General features: G+C 53.7%; 24 protein-coding genes and 3 tRNA genes. 9 read left to right on the top strand and 18 right to left on the bottom strand.

Annotation, left to right across the window (positions count from 1 at the left end; all coding sequences use genetic code 11):
* Positions 1–499 precede the first annotated feature (499 nt).
* The 16 genes from E2F51_RS10270 to E2F51_RS10195 all read right to left on the bottom strand — a co-directional run bounded on the left by E2F51_RS10270 (position 500) and on the right by E2F51_RS10195 (position 17,217).
* On the bottom strand, positions 500–871 hold the full coding sequence (locus tag E2F51_RS10270) for a hypothetical protein (protein ID WP_134823392.1): 372 nt from the start codon (positions 869–871) through the stop codon (positions 500–502).
* 277 nt (positions 872–1,148) lie between these two features.
* Complete coding sequence (locus tag E2F51_RS10265) at positions 1,149–1,547, bottom strand: lysozyme inhibitor LprI family protein (protein ID WP_134823391.1); 399 nt, start codon at positions 1,545–1,547, stop codon at positions 1,149–1,151.
* Positions 1,548–1,555: 8 nt separating this feature from the next.
* Entirely contained in the window at positions 1,556–2,446 is an 891-nt protein-coding gene (locus tag E2F51_RS10260; protein ID WP_134823390.1) for a peptidoglycan-binding protein, read from the bottom strand.
* Between the two features lie 100 nt (positions 2,447–2,546).
* A complete protein-coding gene (locus E2F51_RS10255; RefSeq protein WP_106381762.1) occupies positions 2,547–3,029 on the bottom strand; it encodes a type VI secretion system tube protein Hcp in 483 nt (160 codons plus the stop codon).
* A gap of 595 nt (positions 3,030–3,624) precedes the next feature.
* Positions 3,625–5,124: a type VI secretion system contractile sheath large subunit gene (tssC, locus tag E2F51_RS10250; protein ID WP_053140535.1), complete on the bottom strand. Its 1,500-nt coding sequence runs from the start codon at positions 5,122–5,124 to the stop codon at positions 3,625–3,627.
* 3 nt (positions 5,125–5,127) lie between these two features.
* Complete coding sequence (tssB, locus tag E2F51_RS10245) at positions 5,128–5,655, bottom strand: type VI secretion system contractile sheath small subunit (protein ID WP_106381763.1); 528 nt, start codon at positions 5,653–5,655, stop codon at positions 5,128–5,130.
* Positions 5,656–5,702: 47 nt separating this feature from the next.
* Positions 5,703–6,719 (bottom strand): type VI secretion system protein TssA, encoded by a 1,017-nt coding sequence (gene tssA / locus E2F51_RS10240; RefSeq protein ID WP_053140538.1) that lies wholly within the window; start codon positions 6,717–6,719, stop codon positions 5,703–5,705.
* Positions 6,720–6,736: 17 nt separating this feature from the next.
* Positions 6,737–7,447, bottom strand: a complete 711-nt coding sequence (gene tagF / locus E2F51_RS10235) for a type VI secretion system-associated protein TagF (protein ID WP_013200617.1) — start codon at positions 7,445–7,447, stop codon at positions 6,737–6,739.
* Between the two features lie 21 nt (positions 7,448–7,468).
* Positions 7,469–11,089: a type VI secretion system membrane subunit TssM gene (tssM, locus tag E2F51_RS10230; RefSeq protein WP_134823389.1), complete on the bottom strand. Its 3,621-nt coding sequence runs from the start codon at positions 11,087–11,089 to the stop codon at positions 7,469–7,471.
* 3 nt (positions 11,090–11,092) lie between these two features.
* Positions 11,093–12,331 carry a DotU family type VI secretion system protein gene (locus tag E2F51_RS10225; RefSeq protein ID WP_134823388.1) on the bottom strand — a complete coding sequence of 413 codons (1,239 nt, stop codon included), beginning with the start codon at positions 12,329–12,331 and terminating at the stop codon, positions 11,093–11,095.
* 17 nt (positions 12,332–12,348) lie between these two features.
* On the bottom strand, positions 12,349–13,692 hold the full coding sequence (gene tssK / locus E2F51_RS10220; protein WP_134823387.1) for a type VI secretion system baseplate subunit TssK: 1,344 nt from the start codon (positions 13,690–13,692) through the stop codon (positions 12,349–12,351).
* A gap of 25 nt (positions 13,693–13,717) precedes the next feature.
* Positions 13,718–14,221: a type VI secretion system lipoprotein TssJ gene (gene tssJ, locus E2F51_RS10215; RefSeq protein WP_013200613.1), complete on the bottom strand. Its 504-nt coding sequence runs from the start codon at positions 14,219–14,221 to the stop codon at positions 13,718–13,720.
* Positions 14,222–14,245: 24 nt separating this feature from the next.
* Entirely contained in the window at positions 14,246–14,740 is a 495-nt protein-coding gene (locus E2F51_RS10210; RefSeq protein ID WP_167738438.1) for an SH3 domain-containing protein, read from the bottom strand.
* 959 nt (positions 14,741–15,699) lie between these two features.
* Positions 15,700–16,380 (bottom strand): pyrimidine 5'-nucleotidase, encoded by a 681-nt coding sequence (yjjG, locus tag E2F51_RS10205; protein ID WP_134823385.1) that lies wholly within the window; start codon positions 16,378–16,380, stop codon positions 15,700–15,702.
* Positions 16,381–16,394: 14 nt separating this feature from the next.
* Complete coding sequence (gene rimI / locus E2F51_RS10200; RefSeq protein ID WP_041691887.1) at positions 16,395–16,835, bottom strand: ribosomal protein S18-alanine N-acetyltransferase; 441 nt, start codon at positions 16,833–16,835, stop codon at positions 16,395–16,397.
* On the bottom strand, positions 16,798–17,217 hold the full coding sequence (locus E2F51_RS10195) for a DNA polymerase III subunit psi (protein WP_134823384.1): 420 nt from the start codon (positions 17,215–17,217) through the stop codon (positions 16,798–16,800). Before E2F51_RS10195 ends, rimI begins: the two co-directional genes overlap by 38 nt.
* Before the next feature lie 179 nt (positions 17,218–17,396).
* Here E2F51_RS10195 and rsmC point away from each other — a divergent pair, with 179 nt between their 5' ends.
* The 4 genes from rsmC to E2F51_RS10175 all read left to right on the top strand — a co-directional run bounded on the left by rsmC (position 17,397) and on the right by E2F51_RS10175 (position 18,949).
* Entirely contained in the window at positions 17,397–18,431 is a 1,035-nt protein-coding gene (gene rsmC / locus E2F51_RS10190) for a 16S rRNA (guanine(1207)-N(2))-methyltransferase RsmC (RefSeq protein WP_134823383.1), read from the top strand.
* 186 nt (positions 18,432–18,617) lie between these two features.
* Positions 18,618–18,704: transfer RNA gene (locus tag E2F51_RS10185), tRNA-Leu, on the top strand.
* A gap of 33 nt (positions 18,705–18,737) precedes the next feature.
* Positions 18,738–18,824, top strand: a tRNA-Leu gene (locus tag E2F51_RS10180).
* Positions 18,825–18,862: 38 nt separating this feature from the next.
* A tRNA-Leu gene (locus tag E2F51_RS10175) sits at positions 18,863–18,949 on the top strand.
* 150 nt (positions 18,950–19,099) lie between these two features.
* Here the strand turns inward: E2F51_RS10175 and E2F51_RS10170 are convergent.
* Complete coding sequence (locus E2F51_RS10170) at positions 19,100–19,384, bottom strand: DUF1435 domain-containing protein (RefSeq protein ID WP_041691886.1); 285 nt, start codon at positions 19,382–19,384, stop codon at positions 19,100–19,102.
* Positions 19,385–19,645: 261 nt separating this feature from the next.
* Between E2F51_RS10170 and E2F51_RS10165 the strand changes: the two genes are divergently transcribed.
* The 3 genes from E2F51_RS10165 (at position 19,646) to E2F51_RS10155 (ending at position 22,561) form a co-directional block, all read left to right on the top strand.
* Positions 19,646–20,746: a diguanylate cyclase gene (locus E2F51_RS10165; RefSeq protein ID WP_134823382.1), complete on the top strand. Its 1,101-nt coding sequence runs from the start codon at positions 19,646–19,648 to the stop codon at positions 20,744–20,746.
* A 486-nt stretch (positions 20,747–21,232) separates the two neighbouring features.
* Positions 21,233–22,021, top strand: a complete 789-nt coding sequence (fhuF, locus tag E2F51_RS10160; RefSeq protein WP_106381770.1) for a siderophore-iron reductase FhuF — start codon at positions 21,233–21,235, stop codon at positions 22,019–22,021.
* 72 nt (positions 22,022–22,093) lie between these two features.
* Complete coding sequence (locus tag E2F51_RS10155) at positions 22,094–22,561, top strand: YbaK/EbsC family protein (RefSeq protein ID WP_041692203.1); 468 nt, start codon at positions 22,094–22,096, stop codon at positions 22,559–22,561.
* 49 nt (positions 22,562–22,610) lie between these two features.
* Here E2F51_RS10155 and E2F51_RS10150 read toward each other — a convergent pair whose 3' ends face one another.
* Complete coding sequence (locus E2F51_RS10150; RefSeq protein ID WP_013200603.1) at positions 22,611–23,840, bottom strand: MFS transporter; 1,230 nt, start codon at positions 23,838–23,840, stop codon at positions 22,611–22,613.
* A 255-nt stretch (positions 23,841–24,095) separates the two neighbouring features.
* On the opposite strand from E2F51_RS10150, the gene E2F51_RS10145 reads away from it, so the two are divergent.
* Together E2F51_RS10145 and E2F51_RS10140 are read left to right on the top strand one after the other, a co-directional pair.
* Complete coding sequence (locus E2F51_RS10145) at positions 24,096–24,539, top strand: DUF2946 domain-containing protein (RefSeq protein ID WP_338137466.1); 444 nt, start codon at positions 24,096–24,098, stop codon at positions 24,537–24,539.
* A gap of 82 nt (positions 24,540–24,621) precedes the next feature.
* Entirely contained in the window at positions 24,622–26,166 is a 1,545-nt protein-coding gene (locus E2F51_RS10140; protein ID WP_134823381.1) for a PepSY domain-containing protein, read from the top strand.
* Positions 26,167–26,186 lie beyond the last annotated feature (20 nt).

Genomic DNA, 26,186 nt, shown 5'->3' with positions numbered 1-26,186 from the left:
CATAACAAGCTTGATCAACAAGTACACCTTTAGTGGCATACATCTCTTTATTTTTTAGTAGCCTGATAAAAAATGCTATCTTTAAATAAAAAAAACACAAAACCAAAATGTGCACTTAATTTTGTTATGCTATCAATAAAAAGAGAATTTTTTTTGATAACTCTCTAAAAAATATTTATATCTTGAAAGATTTCTACGATATGAAACATACGAAATAAAAGTCGACACTAAGAAGAGAACAACAAAAAATATAATCACCATGAAACATTTGTGGTCTGTGCTCATATAATCGAATCCATCAAATAATCCTTTTACTTCGCGGCCTCATCGTATTCACCTACAACGTACTATTATCGATACGGATGATATCGCCGCCCTTGAATACTACCTTGCGGCGAAAAAGGTTCCAGAAAGAAGTATTAAAACCAACCTTCTCTTCTTTTAAATATACTAAAGCTTCTTTAGGAGGTGAATTGCTTATTAAAAAAAGTTAAAGTAATTACTCTAACGTTCCACTGTCAGTAGATATTACTTTATCTCCCTCAAAAACATTAAGTTTCCAGTTATTATTAGCACTGGCGACAAAATAATAGGTATAGGCACCATTCTTAAATTCATACCCACGAAAATCACAAACTTCTGGACAGTTTACGTTTACCGTCTTTCCTTTTAATGAAATTCCTTTTCCCGTTTTTTTACTTTTTGATTCAAGCGTGACATCATCACAGGAGACATTTCCTTCAGAACAATGCTCAGTAATCTTTGCAAGGAACTTTTTACCGTTAAAGACGGCGGTACTTTCTGCACTAGCCAATGGTGACCATCCTAAGAAAAACGCAATCAATGCGGTAGATGTAATGAGTATTTTCATAAAAGTAATATCCTTAGCATTCGAAATCAGTTCCTTCTCGGCTACAGCACGGTTGCGTTGAGTAAAAATGAGCACTTCTGAATCGCTAGTTCTCTTTGAGCAATCCTCTACGGCATTTGCTATGTCTACAAAAATGCATAGCGATGAAACAAAAAAAATTAACTTTTAATGTGACTTTAAATCTCATCACTTAGTTTACCCACCTATGATAAATCGACAACTACATCTTAAAGAAATATCGTAAGCGAACGTCCGATGACATTCGCTTTTAAATTAATCAATATGGCATTAATTTTAAATCTTTAATCCTCTCACCATCAATCTTAGCTACGCATTCATTAACTGAGACCTCATTAGCAAGTGTTCCTTCCTCTGCAACAAAAGCCTCTAGCTTGCATTGGGCATCTCTGAATTTTAACCAACCTCTCTGTGCATCAACTAATGTTTTTAAATACTCATCACCTAAAGTTTTATCCGCTTTATAAGACGTCAAAATTCGCTGTTTTGCAGATGTGTACTCTTTATTCAACGTAACTTCTGCACTAGCCTTTTTCTGGGCAGAACACTGTAAAATATCCCCTTCAGCCTGAGGATTCAGGCAGGCATCAGCTGCGAATACAGACGAGCTTAGAGACAACACAGTAAATCCAAGTAAAAAACTTATACTATATTTCATTACTATCCTTATGTACGGTGAGCGCGAAGGTAATTTGCACGCTGTCTTGCGGGTTCGTGAACTCTAATATCAGGGGTATTATCAATATAGTGGATGAGAGTGTCAAAGTCATTTGTCATGCCAGCAATCATCGGATTTGGACCGCGAGTAAATCCTTGGTAGACAAAATCAACCAAAATCTCTCTAATTGCAGGCTTAAGTTGGCTCCATTCTACTCTTCCAGAGAGACTTAAGGTATAACGGTCGTAGTTAGCACAAGCAGATTGCACATACCGAGGATAGATCAATTCAAATAGTCTAATTTGCATTTGATGACTGATAGTTCCTATGGCTTCGCGCTGATTATGAACAAAATCACGAGCGTGCGTCCCTTTCTTACCATGACTCTGAGCCATCTGTTGTGCCTGAACTGCTGGCAGTCCAGCCTGAACCATATCGGAAAAAATCGATCCTTCTGATCGCGAGCCCATGTCATACCCACGACCAATGGTTACTCCCGACTTTGCATTTCCAGGCCAATGAATCCTCCGACTAAAATACATATTATTCGGAAAATCATTACCTTCTGCATTGAAAGTTACCTGCCCTGCACTAACACTTAGAGGACCTGCTATAGGGTGATTATCTACAGGAGTAGGCTGGATCGTTGTGCCAGATGCCGAACTTGAAAATTTATTCTGCGCAAGATTATTATAAGAACGGCCATTAACATCGATTACGCCATCAGCTTGACTCATAAATCTTGATTGATAATCTTTAATTGCTTTAATAGTCTTGGGGCCGATACGGCCATCATCTTTTAACAGAGGGAATCCATTCCTTTGAAGCATTTTCTGAACAGTTTTTACATCAGTAATATTATTCTTACCACCCTGACCGACTGAACCTGAGATAGCCATTTCAATCTCCTTTAAAAAGTCATTGTCGAAATTTTATTTTTCTTCTTTATTGAGACATCAAATTAAAAGCAACCCCTAATCAGGGATTGCTTTATTATGATTAAGCTTCTTTATTTTCTTTTATATTCCAACCAGCACTGCTTTCTGCTCCTTTACCACCGGAAGTACTCTGCTCCCAATATTGCTGCTTAACTTTAGCAGCCTGGAATGTATAAGTTACACCTAAAGTTTCATCATGCTCAGCACCAACATATTGAACACCTGTCACTAAAACATCTTCTAAAGTTACGCGTGTGTACTCAATTTGAGTTCCACCAGCTTTACACACAGAAACTTCAACTTTATTAAGATGCTTACCACTGGCACAGTTCTTCAACAATGCTGTGACGCTTTTGTCAATTTTGGCATTTACATGCAGATCGTTGAAGTTCACTTTACCGGCACCGCCGCCGCCGCCCACAGACATATTGCCTGGCTGTGAAGCGCCCCAGGAGAAAGAAGTAATATCGGTCCAACCGGTGTGGTTTGAATCTTTTGATTCGCCAGTCACACCGTCAACTTTCATAAACATATCAATAGCCATGATTATCTACTCTTCATTAGTTAAAATTTGCTTTAGATAAAGCACTGATATGGCAAACAGGAAAGCATGGGGCTGAATAAAACAGTCCATATTTTACCTCTGCCTCGCTTCTGAATATCGCTACATGGGATTATCCAGAAATATAGTTACCCGCCACGCGGCGGTATAACTATTGTTGTGCCTTAAGTAACGTCAACTTTACTTAAGGCAAAAAAACTACTCAAACCTAATTAAAAATATTGAACGAATCACTTAAGCTCTGTCAGGTAATAGACAACGGATATATTCATGCGCTACATTACCCGGAATACATTGCATAATCATAATCGAAAAAGGATCAACAATTGAAAAGGATCATCTCAATCATTTTTATTTCCCTGTTATCGATCGTATCAATATATTCAATTTTAGATATTCTCTCTTCGTTCTATCTGGTCATAAGATATGAGCATTTATCTGTGTCATTTTTGGGTTTTATGCTGGGCGAAATTTTGTTCACCACCCTTTGCTTAACGGCTATTTGGTTAACCGTTAAAGCAATGAACCTAAAGAACAGATGAAATTGTGCGGAGTAAATCATTACTCCGCATACCCATTACGCATCGTTAGATTTCAAAGAAGGCAGTTTTGATACCAGACGCAGCGACACGGTCAGGCCTTCCAGCTGGTAGTGCGGGCGCAGGAAGAACTTGGCGGCGTAGTAGCCTGGATTGTCTTCGATCTCTTCAACCTGCACTTCTGCAGATGCCAGCGGCTTGCGGGATTTGGTTTCCTGCGAAGAGTTAGCCGGATCCCCATCGACGTAGTTCATCACCCAGTCGTTCAGCCAGCGTTCCATCTCGTCACGCTCGCGGAAGGATCCGATCTTGTCACGCACGATGCACTTCAGGTAATGCGCGAAGCGGCAGCAGGCGAACAGGTACGGCAGGCGTGATGCCAGACGGGCATTCGCGGTGGCATCGGCATCGTGGTATTCCGCAGGCTTCTGCAAAGACTGTGCGCCGATAAAGGCGGCAAAGTCGGAGTTCTTGCGGTGAACCAGCGGCATAAAGCCGTTTTTCGCCAGTTCGGCTTCGCGACGGTCGCTGATGGCGATTTCGGTCGGGCACTTCATATCCACGCCGCCGTCATCGCTTGGGAAGGTGTGGCAAGGCAGGTTTTCTACCGAACCGCCTGACTCCACGCCACGGATTGAGGTGCACCAGCCGTACTCTTTGAAGGAGCGGTTGATGTTAGCCGCCATCGCATAGGCAGCGTTGGTCCAGGTGTAATTGCTGTGGTTCGCACCGTCGGTCTGCTCTTCGAAGTCGAAGCTGTCCACCGGGTTGGTGCGAATGCCGTACGGCAGACGCGACAGGAAGCGTGGCATCACCAGGCCCAGATAACGGGCATCTTCCGATTCCCGCAGGCTGCGCCAGGCGGCATATTCGCTGTTCTGGAAGATTTTGGTCAGGTCACGTGGGTTCGCCAGCTCCTGCCAGGATTCCATCTGCATCACGCCCGGCGCAGTCCCGGTGATGAACGGACAGTGTGAAGCCGCGCCAATGCGCGCCATTTCGCTCAGCAGCTCAACGTCCTGCGGGCTGTGGTCGAAGTAGTAATCGCCGACCAGGCAACCGAACGGCTCGCCACCGAACTGGCCATACTCTTCTTCGTACACCTTCTTGAAGATCGGGCTCTGGTCCCAGCCGACGCCTTTATAACGCTTCAGCGTGCGGCCCAGTTCCTGCTTGGAGATGCTCATAAAGCGGATTTTCAGCATCTCGTCGGTTTCGGTGTTGTTCACCAGGTAGCTCAGGCCACGCCACGCCCCTTCCAGCTTCTGGAAGTCTTCGTGGTGGATGATCTGGTTTACCTGCTGAGACAGCTTCTCGTCGATCTCCGCGATCAGCGCCTGAATCGTGCGGTAGGCATCGGTGGAAACGGTGACGGTATTTTCCAGCGCCTGCTGCGCCAGCGTTTTCACCGCGCTTTCCACGGCGGCACGCGCAGAGTCGGTCTTAGGACGGAACTCTTTATTCAGCAGCGCGCTGAACTCATCCTGACTGTAAGCCTGCTGTTCCTGCAGTTCGGACTGTTGTGAAGGATTGCTCATCGGTTATTCCTCCCCACTTTTAGCGGCTTCATCCTGCTTCGGCAGGTGGCTCAGTGATTTCAGCAGCGTAGGATCCTGCAAAATTTTGGAGATCAGCTCTTCCGCGCCGTTTTTGCCGTCCATATAGGTCAGCAGGTTGGAAAGCTGAGTGCGTGCATCCAGCAGCTGATTCAGCGGCTCAACGTTACGCGCCACCGCATCCGGCGAGAAATCTTCCATGCTGTTGAAGGTCAGATCGATGTTCAGACGCCCTTCGCCGGTCAAGGTGTTGTCCGCCTGGAACGCCACGCGAGGTTTCAGCGCCTTCATGCGTTCGTCAAAGTTGTCGATATCGATTTCAAGGAACTTGCGCTCGTCTACGGCCGGCAGGCCTTCGACCGATTTACCGACCAGGTCGGACATCACGCCCATCACAAACGGCAGTTCAATTTTGCGTTCCGCGCCATAGATCTCCACGTCGTATTCGATCTGCACACGTGGCGCACGGTTACGGGCGATAAATTTCTGCCCACTGGATTTACTTGGTGCCATGGGGTTCTCCATTGGTATTCGCGGTAAAACGTGAATGAACGCGCAACTCAGTTATCGCGGCGTCCGAAGATATTTTCCAGCTGATGCACGCCGTCTGGCGCCAAATCACGGATGATGTCCATAAAGTCGAGCGCGATCATCCGCTGTACGCGGTCGATCATCAGCGGAGCCGGATGGCTTGGCTCGTGCTGCACAAAGTACTGCTTCACTTTCTCCAGCATCAGCTGGGCATCAGAACGCGAGCCAGGCTGAATCGTGCGCCAGTCCATATCGGCACGCGCCGGTCTGGCGGCTGGCGATGCCTGCGGGACTTCATCACTCGCTGGCGTTAGGCCGGGGATCAGGCTCGCCAGATCGGTAACTTCACAGGCCTGCGCGACGGTGTTCACCGTTTTTTGCAGCTGCTCCATCTCCGGCACGCCGGTTTCGCCGAGGTGTTCCACCAGCGTTTGACGAATTGTTTGTAACCGCTCACTTATGCTCAGGATGGCTTCCACGCCGGGTTGACCCGCGCGCGCCAGCTCATCTGTCAGCCGTGCGAGGCCGCCAGGATACTCCGGGCATTCGGTTTTGCTGCCGTCCAGTAGTGCGCAGGCATCGCGCAGCGAAATCTCATCTGAGGCGCTGCGAATCAACGGGGCCTGACGGGCTGCGGTAGTGAGTGCTGACTTATCGCTTAATGCCGCCAGCGCATTGACGCGATAAAACGGATCGCGCTCACCGTCCTCTTCCAGCACCGGCCAGAGCGGCTCCCAGTAACGCAGCAAAGACTGCTTGATCAGCTCCAGGCCGTTGGCGTAACCCGGCAGCCCTTTCAGCTGCGTCCAGGCGCGGGTCAATGCCAGCATCACGCGGAGATCTTTGGTGCGGCTCAACAGGTCGCTGGCCAGCCGCTCGACTTTGTTCCAGTCCGCAGGCTCGGCAGGAATGATGGTGCTGCCAAATTGCTGCTCGGCTTTGCCCGCGCAGGCCTGCTCCATCGCCATGTAATCGGCGTCGTATTCCAGATTCTCGCCGCAGGGCTTGTCAGCGCTTATCGGCTCAAGTAGCGCATCGATATTCATAGGATTTCCTTGCGTTATTACTCAAACATCGGCGGATAAAGACCGTGGCGACCGGGTTTGGCGCCGGCTGCAGGGTCAAACAGCATCGAGAACAGCTGACCGGTAAAGTTGCCGCTGTGCACGTGGGTATAAAGCGGATAGCCATCGGTCTGATTGGTCCACCAGAAGCTGGTGTAGTGCTGCGGATCGAAGCAGTCCGATACCTGCCGCCAGCTCAGCGTGCAGGGCCGATCGGCATAGCCAATCACGTCCAGAATGTCGGAGCGTGACTCTGCGGCAGGCAGCACCGGTGCGGGAATTGACAGCAACGCCTGGTCCAGCTGCTCAGCGCTGTACGCGTTGCGCACCGCGTTCAGCAGCGTGCGCCCCACCTGCTGATACCATTCTCCTGCCAGCGCCAGCTGCGGTTGCGTCCAGCTCTGCGGGGAAAAGGTCAGCAAGGCGCAGACCGGATACTGTCGGCCCACGTTGTCACGCGCGGGCAGCAGGCAGCCCATCTGCACCAGCTGACTGCCCAGCATCGGCGGCACCACAAAATTCCACACCGGCGCGGCGCTGAACGATCGGTCTCCGTCGGCGCGTTGATCTTCATTTTGCTGCCAGTTCAGCAAGCCCACCTGGAACCAGTGGGTCCATTGCTGCCAGAGCGTTTCGGGAAAACGGCGCTTAAGAAAGTCACCGGCACTGGGCAATTTCCCGTACCAGCCAATCGCAGGAGTCTGGTTCATTATCAAATCCTTGCCTTGCGGTTAGGGGCATGAGAACCCGGGAAGCTGAAACGGATTACGGATACTGTTTGGCGTGAACTCCAGCGTCACCCGATGACCATTGACGTTAAAGGCCGCCTGGCGGCTGAGGCTGCTGCTGCCGCGCGAGAGTTCGGCGCGGTCAAAGAAGCGATTCAGTGCCCATGCGCCGTTGGTGACCAGCGTGGCGGTGGTGCCATCCGCCAGCCCCAGCTGCATACGCACCTGGTTGGTGCCGCCGGGGCCCGGCCAGTTCATCAGCTGGACCGCCTGCGGCCCGTGGCTGTAACGCAGCAGCTGTCCATCCACATCCAGCGTTAAGGTCAGGATGTTGTTATCCATCTGCACGGTGCGGACGGTGACGCGGAATGAAGGCGTAGTCGCGCCATTGGCAAAGAAGGCATCACGAATGCTTTGCGCCTGCTGGAACGGGCGCAGCACGCTTTCGCCGCCTGGCAAGGTCTTGCCGTCGATGCCCGGCGTAAAGCGCCAGCTCGACTGCGTGGTATCGACCTTGTTGGCGAGATTGTCGCGGAAGAAGCTGTCCATCAAACCGGTGCCCGGTGCAAACATCCGCGCCAGATCGTCAGGCGTCACTTCAGAACGGCCACTGCGGGAGAGCGGATAGCGCCCGGCAATCGCCTGACGGCAGAAGCTGCCCACTTCGACATTGATCCGCTTGCGCACGTTATCCAGATCGCGACGCTGGGTATCACTGCTGGCACCCACCGCCATGCTGGTGAACATGTTTTGCAGTGAGCCCGGCAGGCGACCGGCGCTGGCCTGCAGACGACTGATTGAATCGCTGGCTGGCGGCGGCATACCGCTGTTGGCCGCATCCTGCACCGCGGTCAGGTAGCGATAGAGGTCGTCGATTTGCTTAAGGAAATCATCGAAGGCGATGGTTTTGCCGCCTTTCTCCAGTGGCTGAGCCAGTTCAATCACCGGTGCGAAGTGAGCGGTTACTGACTGCTCCGGCGTTTGCTGCTGCTGGCTGGCGGCGGTGCTGGCCTGGCGTGAGCGGAACAGCGCGCTCAGCGTGCTGCTGGCGCTGCTCTCCTGCTTGTCCTCGCCGGCCTTCGCCATATCCTCTTCCGGGGCCGCTTTCTCCAGCACCAGATAGTGGCTGAGGTTAATCACCAGTTTGCGCAGCGGCGAATTGCTGCTGGAAAGCAGACGCGCCGCGTTGATGCGTTGCGATAAATCCGCGCTGTTGTTCAGCTGGATGTCCTGCAGTAAGCCATCCCACTGACGCATGTAATCGGCCATATAGAGCTGGCGGACGGCCAGATCGGTTTGATCCCTGGTCTCGCCCTGCACCTGTCCGCCCAGCACCCACTGGTCATCGTCATGCAAAGCCGCCGTGACGCTCTCGATGTTTTTGTCGAAGCTGTTCCAGTAACCGTCTGGGGTAAACAGCCCCGGAATGCCTTCACCAATCGACTTGCCGCTTTTACGTGAGAAGACCAGTTCGCTTTGTGGACCCCCGAGTGAAGCCAGCGATACCGACTTCAGTGCATCATCCCTTTCCAGCAGGCGCTTGAGGCGTCCATAGACCCGCTGCGACAGCGGCATCTGATTAATCAGCGCCTGCTCGCGCTTTACCAGCGCATCATCCCGCGCATACGGCGACGCCTGAATTTGCGTCTCCAACAGCTGCATCAGATGCCAGTCGAGCTGCTTAATCTGTTGCTGGGTGATGTTCTGCGGCTGGTTGCGCTGAATATTCAGCATCAGCCAGGCGTGCAGGAATTTGCCGTCGTAATGCTTTGGCTGGTACAGCATCTGATAGGCTTTCAGCGCTTCGTAGCTGTAATCCGCATCACTGCCGTTGTCATTACGCAGCCAGGTGGTGATCAGCTGAGCCACCTGCGGCATCAGCAGCTGCTTCAGGGATTTCTGGTACAGCGACAACGTCGCATCACTGACTTCCACACCGCGATACAGCCCCATCCGGCGGGTGATCGGCGGATCGTTCAGATCGAAATCCTCACTCTCCGGCAGATGCAGTACGCCATTGAGGAACGGCAGCAGCGCATACAGGTCAGTCAGGTCATTGGCCTGCAGGTTCTGGCTGAGCTTCACCACCTGCGGCACTTTCGCCTGCACTTCCTGCAAATAAGCTTTGTTATTGTTGTAACTGGTGCTCCACAGCACGCCGGCCACGATCAGCGCTGCGGCCAGCAGCAGATAGCCGGACCACAGCACGGCGCGATTGCGCAGCTCCCACCAGCGGTTGCTGCCCGCCAGCCCGGCTTCCTGGAAAATGACGTTTTGCAGCAGGTCTTTCAGGAAGTAGCTTTGCCCTTTGTTGGCCGGGATCGGCGCGGCTTTGTCCACCTGATCCCACGCTTTGCTGTTGCCGCCCTCTTCCTGCGGCAGATTCAGCGCGCGGTTCAGTTCGCCCATCACCCGGTCAAACGGCAGACCTTCCTGAGTGCCGCTGGCAAAGTAGATGCCGCGTGGCGAGAACTGCGTTTCAAAATTGGAGCGGCTGAAGACGGTTTCCAGATAGTCATTCAGCAGCGGACGCAGCGCCGCAAACTCCTGCGGGAACAGGTAGCTCTCGGCCCGGGCTTTGCCGTCGCTTTCCTGTAACAGCGTGTCCGGCAGACCGGCATCCAGCCGCTGTTGCAGCAGGGCATATTCCTGAGTGAAGGCGCTTAACAGATCGAAATCGGCCAGCTTCGAGCGTTCCCACGGGAAGGTGAAGCCCCAGACCTGATCGCGCTGCGCCTTATCAAAACGGGCAAAGTACGAACGGAAGCCTTTCAGTAAATCCGTTTTGGTGACCATCACGTACACCGGGAAACGGATACCCAGCTGCTCATGCAGCTCCATCAGACGCTGACGCAGCGAAAGCGCCTGCTGACGCGACGCTTCAGCCGATTGCGTCAACAAATCGGAGACGCTGATGGTGACAATCACGCCGTTGATCGGCTGGCGACCGCGATATTTCCGCAGCAGTCCAACAAAGTTACCCCACTCGCTGGCATCCTGTTGCTGTTCGCTTTCCTGGGTGGTGTAGCGTCCGGCGGTATCCAGCAGCACCGCCTGATTGGTGAACCACCAGTCGCAGTTGCGGGTGCCGCCAATGCCGCGCAGCGCCGCTTTACCAAAGCGGTCGGCCAGCGGGAACTTCAGCCCGGAGTTGACCAGCGCGGTGGTTTTGCCCGCGCCCGGTGCGCCGATAATCACGTACCACGGCAGTTGATACAGATACTGACGGCTGAAGCGCTGGGTCCAGCGCTTATTGCCCGCGCCGCTGAAGTGGGCCTTTTTCAGCATCTCGGCGGCTTCGGTAAAGCGCTCGGACAGCACGCGGTCTTCACTGGTCAGACGCTTGTTGTCAGCGCTGCCCTCTTCGCCCGGCGTGGTTTTCAGGCTGCCCATCAGCTTGCGGTTCAGCCAGGCGTTATACAGGCGCGGCACCAGATTGCTCAGTCCCCACGCCAAGTACAGCAGCCCGATACTGATCTGGCGGTTCACTTCCGGCTCCAGCGGGCGGGAATCCGCAATCGAGAACACCGGCCCAATCACCCAGATGATAAAGGAGAGCGCGGTGATGCCGATAAAACCCCACATCAGACGGCTGGTCATGATGGAAAATAGAATATTCAGCATCCGTTAATTTCCTTGCTGCAAACCGTTAACTTCCGCGCGGGTGTTCTGCGGCGAAACTAACAGCGTGATGTCCACCCGGCGATTGCGGGCGCGATTTTCGGCGGTGGTATTCGGCACCAGAGGATTGCTCTCTCCGCGCCCTTCCGCTTTCACGCGTTGCGGCTGTGACAGATGTTGTTGCAGGCGCTCCTGCACGGACTGTGCCCTGGCCAGCGAAAGCTCATAGTTAGAGGCGAAGCGCGCACTGCGGATCGGCACGTTATCGCTATAGCCAATCACCAGAATGCGGCCATTAACGTTGTTCATCGCCTGAGCGATACGATCCAGCACCTCTTCATAACGCCCGCGAACCGAGGTGGACGCCGAGGTAAACAGGCCGTCGCCTTTCAGCGTGACCACGCTTTGATCGGCTTCATCTTTGACCGCCACCAGGCCCTGTTCGATTTCAGGACGCAGGAACGCCTTAAGGTTCAACGCCGCTGGCGGCGGCGGTGCCGGGTTATGAATGGTGACTTCCGGTAACGGCGTCTGGTAGACCGCAGCCAGCACCGGCGAGGTGACATCGCCCAGCCGCCAGTTCAGCAGGATATAGAACAGACAGGCGAGGAAGCCGACCAGCGCCGTGCAGGCCCACAAAGGCACCACCGGCCGCCATAACTTACGGGTGACCGGATGATCTTCAGGATGCGGTGAAAGCGGCGGCGCATAGCCACCGCGCACGGAGTGGATCATCTGCAGCAGGCGCTGTTTGATGGTTTCCAGCTGGGAACGGCCGTTATCCAGCACGCGATAGCGCCCTTCAAAGCCCAGTTGCAGACAGTAGTTGATCAGCTCCAGCAGAACGATTTGTTCACGCGGATTCTGTGAAAGTTTGGCCAGCAGCTGGAAGAACTTCTCGCCGCCCCAGGTTTCATTGTGGAAGGTGACCAGCAATCCCTGCCCGGGCCAGACGCCGCGACTGCCCCAGGGCGTGAGCGCAGCGGCTTCATCCAGTGCGGTACATAAGCAGTAGCGCGCGCCAATAATCACTTCATAAGCCAGCCCGGCCCGCTGGCAGTTCATCTCGAACTGGCGCATTTCGTCGATCAAACGCTGGCGTAACGCGGCCGGATCGGCATGGCTTACCGAATGGCGGATTTGCGGAATCGAATTCAATAACCCGTTCGCCGCGGCCACCAGAGGATTGTTATTGCTGGCGCCCGAGAACACATCGCCCTGGGCAAAAGCCTGTTGTTGCTGCATGTTGCTCGCTCCCTGCGTCAGACTGAGTGGTTACGGATAGCCCAGAATTCCATCTTCAGGCCGGGGAAATCCCCCGCCAGATGGAGCGCGAAGGTGCCGGATTTTTCCATCTCCTGCCACAGCTCACTGCCCTTCTCCAGCTCGAAGTAGCTGTAACCGGTGTGCCAGGGAATTTGCGGCGGCGCGACGGGCAACGGCCGCAGCACCATGCCCGGCAGCTGTAGCTGCACCAGATCGCGAATTTTGGTCACCGGCGCAATCTTCATCTGCGCCGGGAAGTGCGTTTGCAGCGCCTCGCCGGGCACATTGGCGCGCACCGCCAGCACAAAGCCGAACTCACGGACCATGGAGGTTTCGGTCACGGTAGCCACGTTCAGACCGTGCGATCGTTCGGTCAGCATCAGCTGAACGGCGTTCTCTTCCATCACCTGCGACAGCCCCTGACGCAGCATCAGCATCAGTTTGCCGAAGCAAAAGGCCAAATCGTCATGGTCATAGGTCGGCAGTTCGCTGTCCGGGAAGCGCTGAGGCGTGTAGGTGGCCAGTTCTGTCGCAAAGGCCAGCCAGGTGGAAAACAGCTGTTCAGGATGCAGCAGCGGCAGATCTTTCAGATGGCTGACGTGGCCAACGTGGTGGTTAACCAGCGCCAGCAGCATAAAGTCGACCATATCGGCCGAATTAAAGCGGCCAGGCTGTTGCAGACGCTGGCCGATTTCCTGGCTGCGTTGCTGTAACAGCCCATGCATGCCGCTGATATACTCATACAGCTTGCTGTGCGAGACGCAGTTAAGCATCGGCGGAATGAAGTTTTCATCCAGCCGAACCTGATTGTCACTGCGCTTCTCGGTGATGCGCAACGTGGCCATCGCCGTCCATTCCGCTGACAGCTCGCTTTCCAGCATCAACCGCAGACGAAGCTTGCCGAACTGCACGGCAGCGCCGCCCACCGACAGCGCATTGAAGTCATCCACTTCCTGTTCAAAGGTGACATAACGCGCCAGCGAATCCGCCGACTCGCTGAAGATCACCTCTTCACGGCCATTACGGCGGGCAGGCAGGGCCAGCACCACCAACTCATTGCCGTGATTATCCGGGATAGCCAGTGGCGGCGGCCCGTTACGCGCATCGCGGAAAGAGAAAAAGGTGCCGTCAGGCAGCAATCCACTGGCGGAGCTGAGGGCAACTTTCCCCTGCCGCAACATCGCTTCGTCGATTTCATAATCTAAAAAGCCCCAGAGATAAGGCCGCTGGGTCAGTCCCCAGTTACGAAGCGCGCTTTGTTGATAGCTCTCTGCTTGCTGGAAATGGTGTGGACGCAGGAACATGCCCTCGGTCCAGACCACTTTTTCTGCTTTATTCATAATGGCTTCCGTTGTCAGGCAATGCTCACGGTTTCACGGTGCGCAGACCGCTGATGTCAGCAATGATGTCGGCTTTCAGTTCGTCAGAAGACCCCTGCCAGAATGCGTAGGAATGGTCATTGGGTACCGGCAGCGGCAATGAGATACGCCATTTTTTGCCATCCAGAGACTGATACTCCGCGAGGATCCCGATATAACGCGCCTCTGAAGTGGTTTGCCCCTGGAGGACTTTATTCAGCTGACCTGGCATCAGGAAAAACTGCTCGCTGGTGATCAGGTTGTTGCCCAGCAGGGCGGGCGCGCTGTTTTGCAACGAATAGAAGTCGGCAGACATGAAATCCGCATCCGACTTCATTAACAGCACCCTGATCTTGAGCGGAGCGCCGTCATTGATTTGCGGATGCGCCTGGAAAACCAGGTTGTAGTGAGCAGGATTGCTGTGTGTAGACGAACCACAGCCAGCAACAAGGCTGACTGCTATCAGAAAAAGCGCCTGAAGACTCAGGCGCAAAAATGAATGTCTTTTCATAGTCAGGCGGCCATTAACCCGTTATCAGTCGATGATCCAGGTGCCGCTGTTGCTGTTCTGGCACGCTTTACTGTCACCCGCGGCAACGCAGGTTTTTTTGCTCGCGGCGCGCACACGCTTACGGCGGGAGTCGGCTTTGACGGTTTTGTCGTACAGATCGCTCTTCACCACGGCACGCAGCGGAACGTAGCCAATCAGCTGCTCCTGTCCCTGCTCGGCAATGGCGAACCAGTTGTTTTCCACCGAGCCCAGCACGGTATAAGGCTTGCCGTTCTCCAGATTGCTCACCAGCTTGCCGCCGAAGTCAGGACGGTTCATCACCGACGCGTCATACAGCGCGCGGTACTCTTCATTCACCGGCGTGAACGACGTCGGCGGCTGAACGGCGTGACGGTAAGTCAGCTTCACACCATCGACAGTGCTGGAAACAATCGTGTCATCCGTCATTGCTGGCGGTGGCGCTTTACAACCTGCAACGGTCAGGACAAAGAGCAGACTCAGTGCAATTCGAATTTTCACCATGATCCTCATGAAGTTTTTTTTGGAATGAAAGGCGTACGACAACTCAGAAATACGCGTGTACAGAATAGAGAGGGTGTCTGGGTCAGCAGGAAGCAGACCGTAACGACAAGCAGGAAGAGCGAGGCAGGCAAATGAAGCACGGCTTAACTGGACCAGTTATTAAAACAGGTCAACATTTATCCGTTTCACTTTATAGCCGAAAGCACGCTTCACAGCTTAGTAACGCAGATTATTCACTTGAGTAACATTGAAACGAGATAGAGGGCTTTATTAGCAGGTTAATAGTGTAGCAACAGGATCGATTCAGCAGACCATATCGCTCACTTAACGAACAAAAAAGGGGTTAAACTCCGTTTACCCTACAAGCCCTTTCCAAATATCCTACATAAAGAAGTGAATAATACTGTAGTGAATTACTCCACTCTTCTTACGCAAAGTCCCTATACTCATTACTTGTTTCAATAACATTTCACATTAATTACCTGTTATATATAGATTAAAAAACAGGCCTACTACCATAGCTACCGCACGAGCTGATGCAAACGCAAAACGCCCGTGACATTGGTTACAGTTTATTGTGAAATTTTCGGCAAGTTTACAGAGTCCAATCGATTATTCAACGCTAGGCAGACGCTGCCGCTAACATAAGAAAATCTAATGTTACAAAATTAAGGAAAATTCTGCATATTCAGGCGAAAAAACCCAGGACATTTCCAGGAGTTCGCTCAATATTTGGCTTTGTTAAAACAATATGGAATATAAATAATATTTTTAATAACCAAATATCATAAAGTAAAATTATCTAATGGCACTAATTTTTAGGATTTTATCGGGTGGGATTTTTGAGACAGGGGTCTACAGCTTTTTATATCTAAAAATGGGGTTATTTTGCTGAATGCCAGCGATTTGTGCTGGCATTCAGAGAGTGAGGGTATTTTTGACCAAAAATATCAAACTTAAGTATTTAGAATCACTTCCAGTTCCTGTAGCGTTTTTACCTGCCAGCCAGGCTGGATGCCTTCAGGACGTGGACGATTGTCGGCGTTGAGCCAGCAGGTCGCCAGACCGGCATTAATGCCGCCGAGAATATCCGAATCCGGGTTATCGCCAACCATCATCACCCGCTCACGCGGAGGATTGCCCATCTGATCCAGCGCGTAATCAAAGATGGCCGGATGCGGCTTAGCGTGGCCAACCTGCTCCGAGATCACCAACAGGTCGAAATAGCCGAGGAACCCCGTCCGCTCAAGCCGTGCCTGCTGCAATGCGGTAAAGCCGTTGGTGATGATGCCCATCTTCACCTTGCCTTTAAGCGAGTTAAGCAGGTTCACAGCACCGGCCAATGGCACGCACAGCTCGGCCATCGCAGCTAAAAAGCCGTCGTTAAGGTGCAGCGGCGTCACCTGCAGCTTCGCGGCCCAGCCTTCAAAGCGCTGATGCTGCAGCTGCAAGGCACTGATGGCGCCATTCTGATAATCAACCCACAGCGGTTTGTTAATCGCCTGATAATCATCGTAATCGGCCGTGGAAAAATCCACGTCATACTGCTGAAAAAGACGCTGTAAACCGGCAAACGCATCGAAGTGAAACAGCGTCTCGTCAGCGTCAAATAAGATCCAATCCCAGTCTTTAAGCATCTTTCAGTCGGTCCTTATAACGTCAGCGCCATAATAATGGCATCTTCTTTGCCGTCCGCCGTCGGGTAGTAATTACGGCGCACCGACACTTCGTTGAAATCCAGCTGCTCATAGAGCGCAATCGCTGGACGGTTTGAGGCGCGCACCTCCAGCCATAACGTCTGGATGCCGCGTGATTCGAGTTCGACGATCACATGCTCCAGCAGTTCCCGGCCAATGCCCTGGCGCTGAAAAGCCGGATCCACCGCCAGGTTAAACAGCGTGGCTTCATCAAGCACCACCTGAGTAATGGCAAATCCCGCCATCTGCTCACCGACGGTCAGCTGATAGTTCAGGTAACGTTCGCCCTGATTGCTGGAGAAGGTTTTTTCTGTCCAGGGAAAAGCATGACTGCGCTGCTCAATGGCAAAAGCGGTCTCAAGATCGTGCGGGGTCAGTAAAGAAATCTGATTCATAGTGGGAGATCTGCTGCCACAGCGCGCGTTTGGCACCGGCATTATGATAGAGCTCCGCAAGAACAGGCGAAGCGATCTGTGAACCGTCAGGCACGGCGGCGGGTTCTACACCCAGACACCAGCTCGCACAACGGGTATCGTCTGGCAGCATCGCCAGTTGTTCCGGGGTCAGCACCACCACCTCCTGCTCGCGCATCAGCATCGCGCGGAGCACATCGCTAATCAGCGGGTCCGAGAGCAGAGGCGGTACTTCCGCCACAATCAGCAGGCGAGTCTGTTCCGGCAGTGACACCGCAACCTCACCCTGTAAGGCACGCGGACGCCGCAGCGTATACTGCGTTATGCCCATTTGCTGTAATAACCAGTCACGTCTGGAGGACATCTTTATTCCTGTCTGGTCGCCCGATTGCGTCGCTATGCTAGCAAACCCATCGGTTCTGCGCCAACAAAGCCACCCTTAGCACGCCGGCTGACAGCACAAAACAACGGAATGCGGCGGGCAGTGCTGCAACTCTGGCTAATTTGGGTATAATCGCCGCTCTGATTCGTAAGGAGCCACCGATGTCTGCATTTAGCCCGGCCAGTGAAGTGATACTGCGCCACAGTGATGAATTTACTCAACGCCGCGTACTGTTTGCTGGCGATCTGCAGGATGACCTGCCCGCCCAACTGGACACCGTTTTGAGTCGGGTGCATACCCAACAATATCATCACTGGCAGATCCTGAGCCGCACGCTGGAAGACAACGCGCGCTACGGCCTGGTGGCGACAGCCGAAGACGTTGCAGAGTGCGACACGCTGATCTACTTCTGGCCGAAGAACAAACCGGAAGCGCTGTTCCAGCTGGAAAACCTGCTGTCGCTGCTGCCGGTGGGCACCGATCTGTTCGTGGTCGGCGAAAACCGCAGCGGCGTTCGCAGTGCAGAACAGATGCTGGAGCCGTGGGCAAAAATGAACAAAATCGACAGCGCACGTCGCTGTGGTTTGTATCATGGCAGCCTGGATGTTCAGCCGACCTTTGATGTTGAGCAGTACTGGGACGAATATCCGCTCGGCCCTCTGACCATCAAAACCCTGCCAGGCGTGTTCAGCCGTGACGGTCTGGATGCCGGCAGCAACCTGCTGCTCTCCACGCTGAAACCGCATATGAAAGGCAAAGTGCTGGATATGGGCTGTGGCGCCGGTGTGCTCTCCGCCATGCTCGCCAGCTTCTCGCCGAAAGTTCGCCTGTTTATGACTGACGTAAATGCGGCGGCAATCGAAGCCAGTAAAGCGACGCTGGCAGCGAACGATCTGGAAGGTGAAGTGTTTGCCAGTAACGTCTACTCCGACGTCAACGGGCGTTACGACATGATTATCTCCAACCCGCCGTTCCACGATGGCATGCAAACCAGCCTGGACGCAGCGCAGACGCTGATCCGCGGTGCGGTGAAGCACCTGAACATGGGCGGCGAGTTGCGCATCGTGGCCAACGCCTTCCTGCCTTATCCGCAGATTCTGGATGAGACGTTTGGCAGCCATGAAGTGCTGTTACAGAATGGCCGTTTTAAGGTTTACCGTGCCGTGTTGCAGCGCGCGGCGAAAGCCAAGCGTTAATCCGTAAAGCGGCGATTATTTCGCCGCTTTTTGCTTAGCAAGTACCTGATTCGCCAACCTGGCCGTGATAACGTCGCTTTTTACAGCGTTCATCGGGAAGGTGGCTAAATAACTGTTGACGTAGACTGGAAAATCTCTAGAATGCGCCTCCGTGGTTGCAATACAGTTTACCTGTGTTGATGGTATGCGAAGGTGGCGGAATTGGTAGACGCGCTAGCTTCAGGTGTTAGTGTCCTAACGGACGTGAGGGTTCAAGTCCCTCTCTTCGCACCATAAATCACGTTGTTCATATTACGCAGCATTCGAGCGATGGTGGCGGAATTGGTAGACGCGCTAGCTTCAGGTGTTAGTGTTCTTACGGACGTGAGGGTTCAAGTCCCTCCCTTCGCACCAATGCGGTGATATGAATAAAAAGTTAAGTTCAACAGAATGCGAAGGTGGCGGAATTGGTAGACGCGCTAGCTTCAGGTGTTAGTGTTCTTACGGACGTGAGGGTTCAAGTCCCTCTCTTCGCACCACGTTGAAACTGGCTCACTGCTTTTCCCTGCATCATCTCCCCGATTATCTCTGCACGGCCTTTCTCTGAATCACTTTCTGTTTTCACGCTCCAATCCGATTTTCATCTGTTCGATCCGCTATTCCTTTGCGACTCAGCGTCCCCTGCTCTGTTAAAGCATGCCGAAATTAACGGATATGGCCGCCATGCCGCCCGCCAGTGCCAGGCAGGAAGGTAACAGCAGGTAATGACGCAGACGTTTGTGATAGAGCATCGCCACGGTGGCCAACAGCGCAATCACCATGATCACCCGCCATTCGCTGAATGACAGTTTCATCAGGGCGATAAGCGGCATCACTGCACAGGGCAGCAAAACGCCCCAGGCGCTATCCAGTTTTTTTCCGAACATCCAGCTTACCCCCCAAAGTCCACATGCGGTGACCAGTGCTATCAGCATTGTCGTACCCACACCCTTTCAAATGATAATGATTACCAATAGCATATAAGAATATTTATCACTTTGCAGCATAATTTACCGTGGCGCTGTTGAAACTTTGCCCGCGCTGATGACACTCAGAATGTTAAGTGGTAAATTGGCTAGGTTCACTATTAAGAAATTCCAAATAATAACAGAAAGAAACTATTCCACGCGCGAATGTAGTCCGCCAATTTAGGTTAATGGTGCGGGTTTATTCATTGCAGTCACGAGTAGAAAATAATGAAATTACAAAGCTATGATGAATTGCTTAACAGCAAGCATCGGCTGTCGCTGATGCTCTTTCTCTTTTTAAACACAGCAACGTCTTTATTTTGTTTATGTAGCACTAAAGGGAAACTGGGACAGGTTCAGTTTTCAATTCCCACGGTTGCCATCGCACTATTTTGTGCGGTGATAATCGCGTGGATGCTTTTAAAGCCGTCAGGGAAATTTCCGATATTAAATCTGGTCGCGGTAATTACCGGTTTGCTGTGGACATGGCAAATTTACGATAAGTACGAAACGGTATTTTATTTCGACGGCAGCTTTTTAGTAATCAGTCTGATTAGCGTGTTTTTTATCAGTGCCATCGCGCTGGGCGACCATCTGCTGGCATTTTGTCTGCATACGGCTCCGCCTTCCGTCGCGGTGTTGGTGCTGGACCACGGGCAGAACACGCTGCTGATCCTGTTTACCATTGCGCTGCCGCTGATTGGCTTTACCTTGCACCACCTGATGCAGCGCCGCCGGGACAACTTTACCCTGCGCCTGATGCGGCAGCTGTATGAAGAGAAAGAGACCTACAGCGACCTCAGCATGCTCGATCCGTTGACCGGGCTGTACAATCGCCGTGGGCTGAAAAATCGTCTGGAGAACATCCTCGAGAACCACGCGGGCAGCCACTTCGTGCTGCTGCTGGATATCGATAACTTCAAGGCCTACAACGACAACTACGGCCATGCGATGGGCGATCAGGCGTTGGCGCGCGTCTCGGTGGCGATACGGGATGCGGTGCGTTCAAGGGACATTGTTACCCGCTATGGCGGCGAAGAGTTTCTGGTGCTGCTGACCAACGTCAATGAGTCGATTGCCCGCAAGCTGTCGGAGCGCATCCGCCAGTACGTGCTGAATCTGGAGATCCCGCATCTGTTTAATGACCGGGTCGCCACGCACGTCACCATCAGCGCCGGGTTTGCGCCCTTAATCGAAGAGGATTTCGATGCGGCGCTGGCCAATGCCGACCGCGCACTTTATCTGGCAAAAGGCCGTGGACGTAATACGATCCTCTCCTTTGAAGACATAACGAAAAGTCCGCTTACCCACCCCGCAGATGCAATGTGATATTTTTAACTGGCCCGGACGCCCGGGCCAATACGTTGAATTAATTTATCGCTCTCCTTAATACAAATCCCAGGCCTGACAGGTTTATTTGGCATAATGACCGGCGATTTTATTACCTATACATTAAGCCGATGAATGAAAAATTGTTGTTAATAAAAAATGGCAATAATGCATTCTTCGGCGAAGGTGATAACAGGAAATAACCCAGCCATTGTTATTCCCTATAATTGGAATTAACTCTACAGTGCCGGGAAACGTCGCGGCTATGGAATAAGTTGCTATAAAGCCGTCAATAATGCCTGCCTGCTAACCTTCAGCCTAATCCCTGCTGTTATTATGGCCAATGCGATCAAAATTCAGCCAGATTTCTTATCAATTGCCTTTCAGGCCCGGCGCACAATTTGCTGCTTGTTTGTGCGTATGGCCTCAGATAGAATCAAGAACGATTATCATTTGTTTTTGTATTCGGTTTACGCTGGAAATCCCATGGCCACCATCGTCCGTCAGGCAGTTGAGTATGGTTCACATCCGCTGATCTTTTTGCAGAGCAATCGTTCGCTGGCGTCTTCGCTGCGCGCGTTGTTCAGTGAACACCGTGCTTATTTCCTGGATAGCGTGAAGCTGGGGGAAGAAGCGCCCGCCAGCAGCATGACGCTGGACCGCTGGTCGACAGCGGAGAATTTCGCCCGCCTTAACGCGCAGTACGGTGACTATATCTACCGTGAGCATGGCGAGATGGAACGCGAAAACAAGCCGCTGCAATCGCTCTGGGCGCAATGGTATTTCGGCCTGGTGCTGCCGCCGATGATGATGGCACTGCTGATTGAAAACCGCCCGCTGGACTGCTCACCCGAGCATTGCCACGTTGAATTCCATGAAACCGGCCGCCCGGCAACCTTCTGGTTTGACGTGCGCGAAGATGAAGAAGCCCGTTTCCTTAGCCCACAACGTCGTATGGATCGCCTGATCCAACAGCATCTGATCCCGGCGGTGCGCGCCATTGAGCAGCACGGTGATATCAACGGCAAGCTTATCTGGAGCAACACCGGCTTCGCCGTGCACTGGTTCCTGGGTGAACTGGCCCCTCTGCTGGGCAAATCCCTGCACGCCGAACTCGAACACGCCTTCTTCTTCAGCAAAACCCTGCTGGACGGTTCCGACAACCCTTTCTATCGCACCATGCTCCCGCGCGACGGTGAAATGCAGCGACGTACCTGCTGCCAGCGCTATCGCCTGCCGGAAGTTGAGCGCTGCGGAAACTGTACGCTAAGCTAAATTAACGCCTTCCCGTTTACAGTCAGTCTGCTCTGTGGCAACTTTATGCGCTTCGTTATGTGGGAGAAAAGCATGAGCCTGGAGTCTGTACGGCAGTTCTTTGCCGAGCGCGCCCCTGATATTGGCATTATCGAGCTGGCCGAGAGCACGGCAACGGTCGCTCTGGCGGCACGGGCACACCATGTGGAGCCGGGCCAGATTGCCAAAACCTTGTCGCTGAAGGTGAAAGATCGGGTGGTATTAATTGTGACTCGCGGCGATGCCCGCCTGGATAACCGTAAGCTGAAAGCGACGCTGGGTGCCAAAGCGCGCATGCTCAGCACCGATGAAGTGGTGAACTGGACCGGTCATCCGGTCGGCGGCGTCTGCCCGTTCGGGCTGGAAACCCCTTTACAGATCCTGTGCGATATCTCGCTGAAGCGTTATGAAGAAGTGCTGCCTGCAGCCGGATCGATTAACAGTGCGGTGCGTATTTCGCCCGAGATGCTGGCGCAACTGACCGACGCCAAATGGGTCGACGTCTGCGAGATCCCTGCCTGACGGCAACAAAAAAGGGCGGCTCTGAGAACCGCCCTTTTCGCTTACTCCCCTAGCGGGACTGCTCGCTCACCTTGCCGGGTGAGGACGATATCTCCACCCCGCGCGTTTCCCTGCCGAAAGCCACCAACACACAGATCAACACCGCCACGGTGCCGGCGACAATCGCCATCGCCAGGCCATAGTTGTTGCCATGCGCTTCCGCTATCGATGATTGCAGCGTGGCATTGACTGAGGCAATCAGGTTACCCAGCTGATAAACGAAGCCTGGCAGCACCGCGCGGGTATTGGCCGGCACCAGCTCGGTCAGGTAGGTTGGCACCACGCCCCATGCGCCCTGCACCATAAACTGCATCAGGAACGCGCCCAGCCCGATCATCACCGAACCGGTTGAGAATGCCCACAGCGGGATCACCGGCAGCGCGAGGCAGGCGGCAATCATCATCGCTTTCTTACGGCCAATTTTCTCTGACAGCGTGCCAAAGAACACGCCACCGAGCATCGCGGCGATGTTGTAGCAGATAGCGATGATGCTGACGGTATGCGGATCGAAACCGTGCTGTACCTTCAGAAAGGTGGGATAGAGATCCTGCGTGCCGTGGCTGAAGAAGTTAAAGCAGGCCATCAGCAGTACCAGATAGACGCACAGCTTCCAGTGGCTGCGCAGCACCGGCATCAGCGCGGTGCTCTCTTTACGTTCCCGTGCCGCCAGCCACACCGGCGACTCAGGGACTTTGAAATAGATAAACGGCAGCAGCAGCACCGGCAACGCGCCGATCAGGAACATGCCGCGCCAGCCGACGGAGGCATAGAACAGGCCGAAGATAATCGACGCCAGCAGATAGCCACAGGGATAACCCGCCTGGAAGATCCCCGACATCAGCCCGCGCGAACGGTCAGGAATGGTTTCCATCGCCAGGGATGAGGCCACGCCCCAGACGCCGCCCATCGCAATACCGTAGATCACCCGGAAGGCGAGGAAGGTGCCGAGGGTCGGAGACCAGGCGGACAGCAGTTCGAAAATCGAGAACATCAGGATGTTGACCATCAGAATCGGTCGACGACCAAACCTTTCGGCCAGGCGGCCAAACAGCAGCGCGCCAATCGGTCGCACCGCCAGCGTCAGCATGATCGCCAGCGAGACGTGCGAAATTTCGGTGTGGAAGTTGGTAGCAATATCACTCAACACGAAGACCAGTATAAAAAAGTCGAACGCGTCCAGCGTCCAGCTGGCAAAGCTGGCGAAAGCCACATTGCGCTGGGTCGAAGTCCAGTTGAACATAGGGTTATCCTGTCTTGCTGCGGCCAAGGCCCGGATATCGGGTCAAGAAATGTTAACTATTTGTTTATAGCATGTAAGTAAATAGCGATCTTCGCGTCTTTGTCAGCGCAAGATTCAAGCTGTAAACCGGCGTAACACTTCATTACCCGCCTGATAGTTAGCAGGGGTAAGGTGCTACCGCGATGTTAATGCTTCGGCGCTAATTGTTTATTTGCTACACTCCCGCCGTGGATTTTTGACCAGGATGTTCAAGGCTTGTCGCTGATTCAGATGCACCGTTCGCCCAACCGCTTTGCGGCCTGGCTGGCGGTGGTTGCCATTTTGCTGCTGTTTATTGCCCCGGTGATTTCCAAATCCCTGGTGAGTGATGCTGCGCGTGATTCGATGATGATGCCGGGAATGGCCATGGATCATGACATGGCGATGGATGATGAGATGCCGATGGACGGCATGAACATGGCCACAATGTCGCCACTTGAACATGCCCGCATGATGCAGCACCATCCGATGTCGATGATGGATGACAGCGCCTGCGGCTACTGCGTGTTACTGGCGCACCTGCCGTTAGATTTGACCAACTTCCCGGTGCTGTGGTCTTCACTTCAGGCCGCCAGGCTTCCCGATTCACCGCCGTTCCGCCCCGCTGTGGCACGGTTTATTCCGCAATTTTTCCATCCCCGCGCCCCACCCGCTTACTGAGCCGGTTAAACACTAAAAATATCCTGTCGTTATAACGGCAGGCACCTGCTCATGCCTGGAAACAGGCGGATGGAAAAATATCATGTCAGAAAAAATCCTGGCGCAGTCTGCACGCGCCGAACAATCGCGCAGCGCCCTGCTGCCATTACTGCGTCGTCTGCATTTCTATATCGGGCTGTTTATCGGTCCGTTTATCTTCGTCGCAGCCTTCACCGGCGCGCTGTACGTGATGACGCCGCAGTTGGAAAACGCGCTCTACGCACATCAGCTGTTTACCGACAGCCAGGGGCCGGAACGCTCTCTTGCCGATCAGGTTCGGGTCGCTGAGTCGTTTATTGGCCCACAGGCGAAAATTACCGCCCTGCGTCCGGCGCCCGCTGCCGGGGAAACCACGCGGGTGATGTTCACCACGCCTGACGGCGGCAGTGCCACCACCGCGGTATTCGTCGATCCTCAGACCTTAGAAGTACGCGGCATGCTGAACGTTTATGGCACCAGCGGCGTGCTGCCGCTGCGCACCTGGCTGGATTATCTGCATCAGAATCTGCTGTTGGGCGACGTTGGCCGGAACTACAGCGAGCTGGCCGCCAGTTGGTTATGGGTGGCATCATTAGGCGGACTGCTGCTGTGGGCCACCAGCAGGGCGCCGGGCCGGATCAAAAAAGGCCGCCGTTCTCGCGGACAAAGCCTGCTGCGAAGCCGCTACTGGCACAGCACGCTGGGCGTGGCGCTGCTGCTGGGATTGATCTTCTTCTCGGCCACCGGCCTGACCTGGTCGCGCTGGGCGGGCGACAATATCTCGTCGATGCGTGCCCACTTTGGCTGGCTGACGCCTGCGGTGAATACCGCGCTGACGCCAAACGCGGAAGCGGCTGATGACAGCATGCCGGGTATGACCATGCCAGCTGATGCACATGCCGATCACGCGATGCCAGGGATGAACATGCCTGCCGATGAGCATGCCGGACACGCTATGCCTGCCGATGAGCATGCCGGACACGCTATGCCTGCCGATGAGCATGCTGAACACATACAGTCAGGCATAAATAAGCCGGACAATCCGGCGGCGTCGATCAGCATCTCACCGGAGCAGTTTGATGCTGTGGTGCATACCGCCCGCGCGGCAGGGATTTCAGCCGGCAAGATTGAAATCCGTCCCACAACCCGCGCCGATAAGGCCTGGACCGTCAGCGAGATCGACCGCCGCTGGCCAACCCAGGTCGACAGCGTGTCGGTTGATCCGCGCAGCTATGCCCTGCTGGATAAGGTGGAGTTTGCGCAATTTGGCCTGCTGGCCAAACTCACGCGCTGGGGCGTCGATGCCCATATGGGGGTGTTGTTTGGCCTGCCGAACCAGCTAATTCTGGCAGCATTTGCGCTGGGATTATGCGTGATGATTGTGATGGGATATCGCTTATGGTGGCTGCGCCGTCCGGCCGCCGGGCAAGGCCCGCATCCGGCAGAAACGCTGATTTATCACTGGCGACAGCTGTCGCTTAGCGGCCGTTTTGCTGTGTCGGTGGTTACCGTGGCGTTGGCGTTGAGCCTGCCGTTGATGGGCATCAGTCTGCTGGTGATGCTGGTGATTGATGCCATTCGCTGGCAGCGTGCGGTGAAGGTCGCCTGAGTCAAATGAACTGGCTCCCC

The organism is Erwinia sp. QL-Z3 (assembly GCF_004551645.1).
Classification (GTDB): domain Bacteria; phylum Pseudomonadota; class Gammaproteobacteria; order Enterobacterales; family Enterobacteriaceae; genus Erwinia; species Erwinia billingiae.
This window is presented reverse-complemented; position numbering and strand designations above follow the sequence as displayed.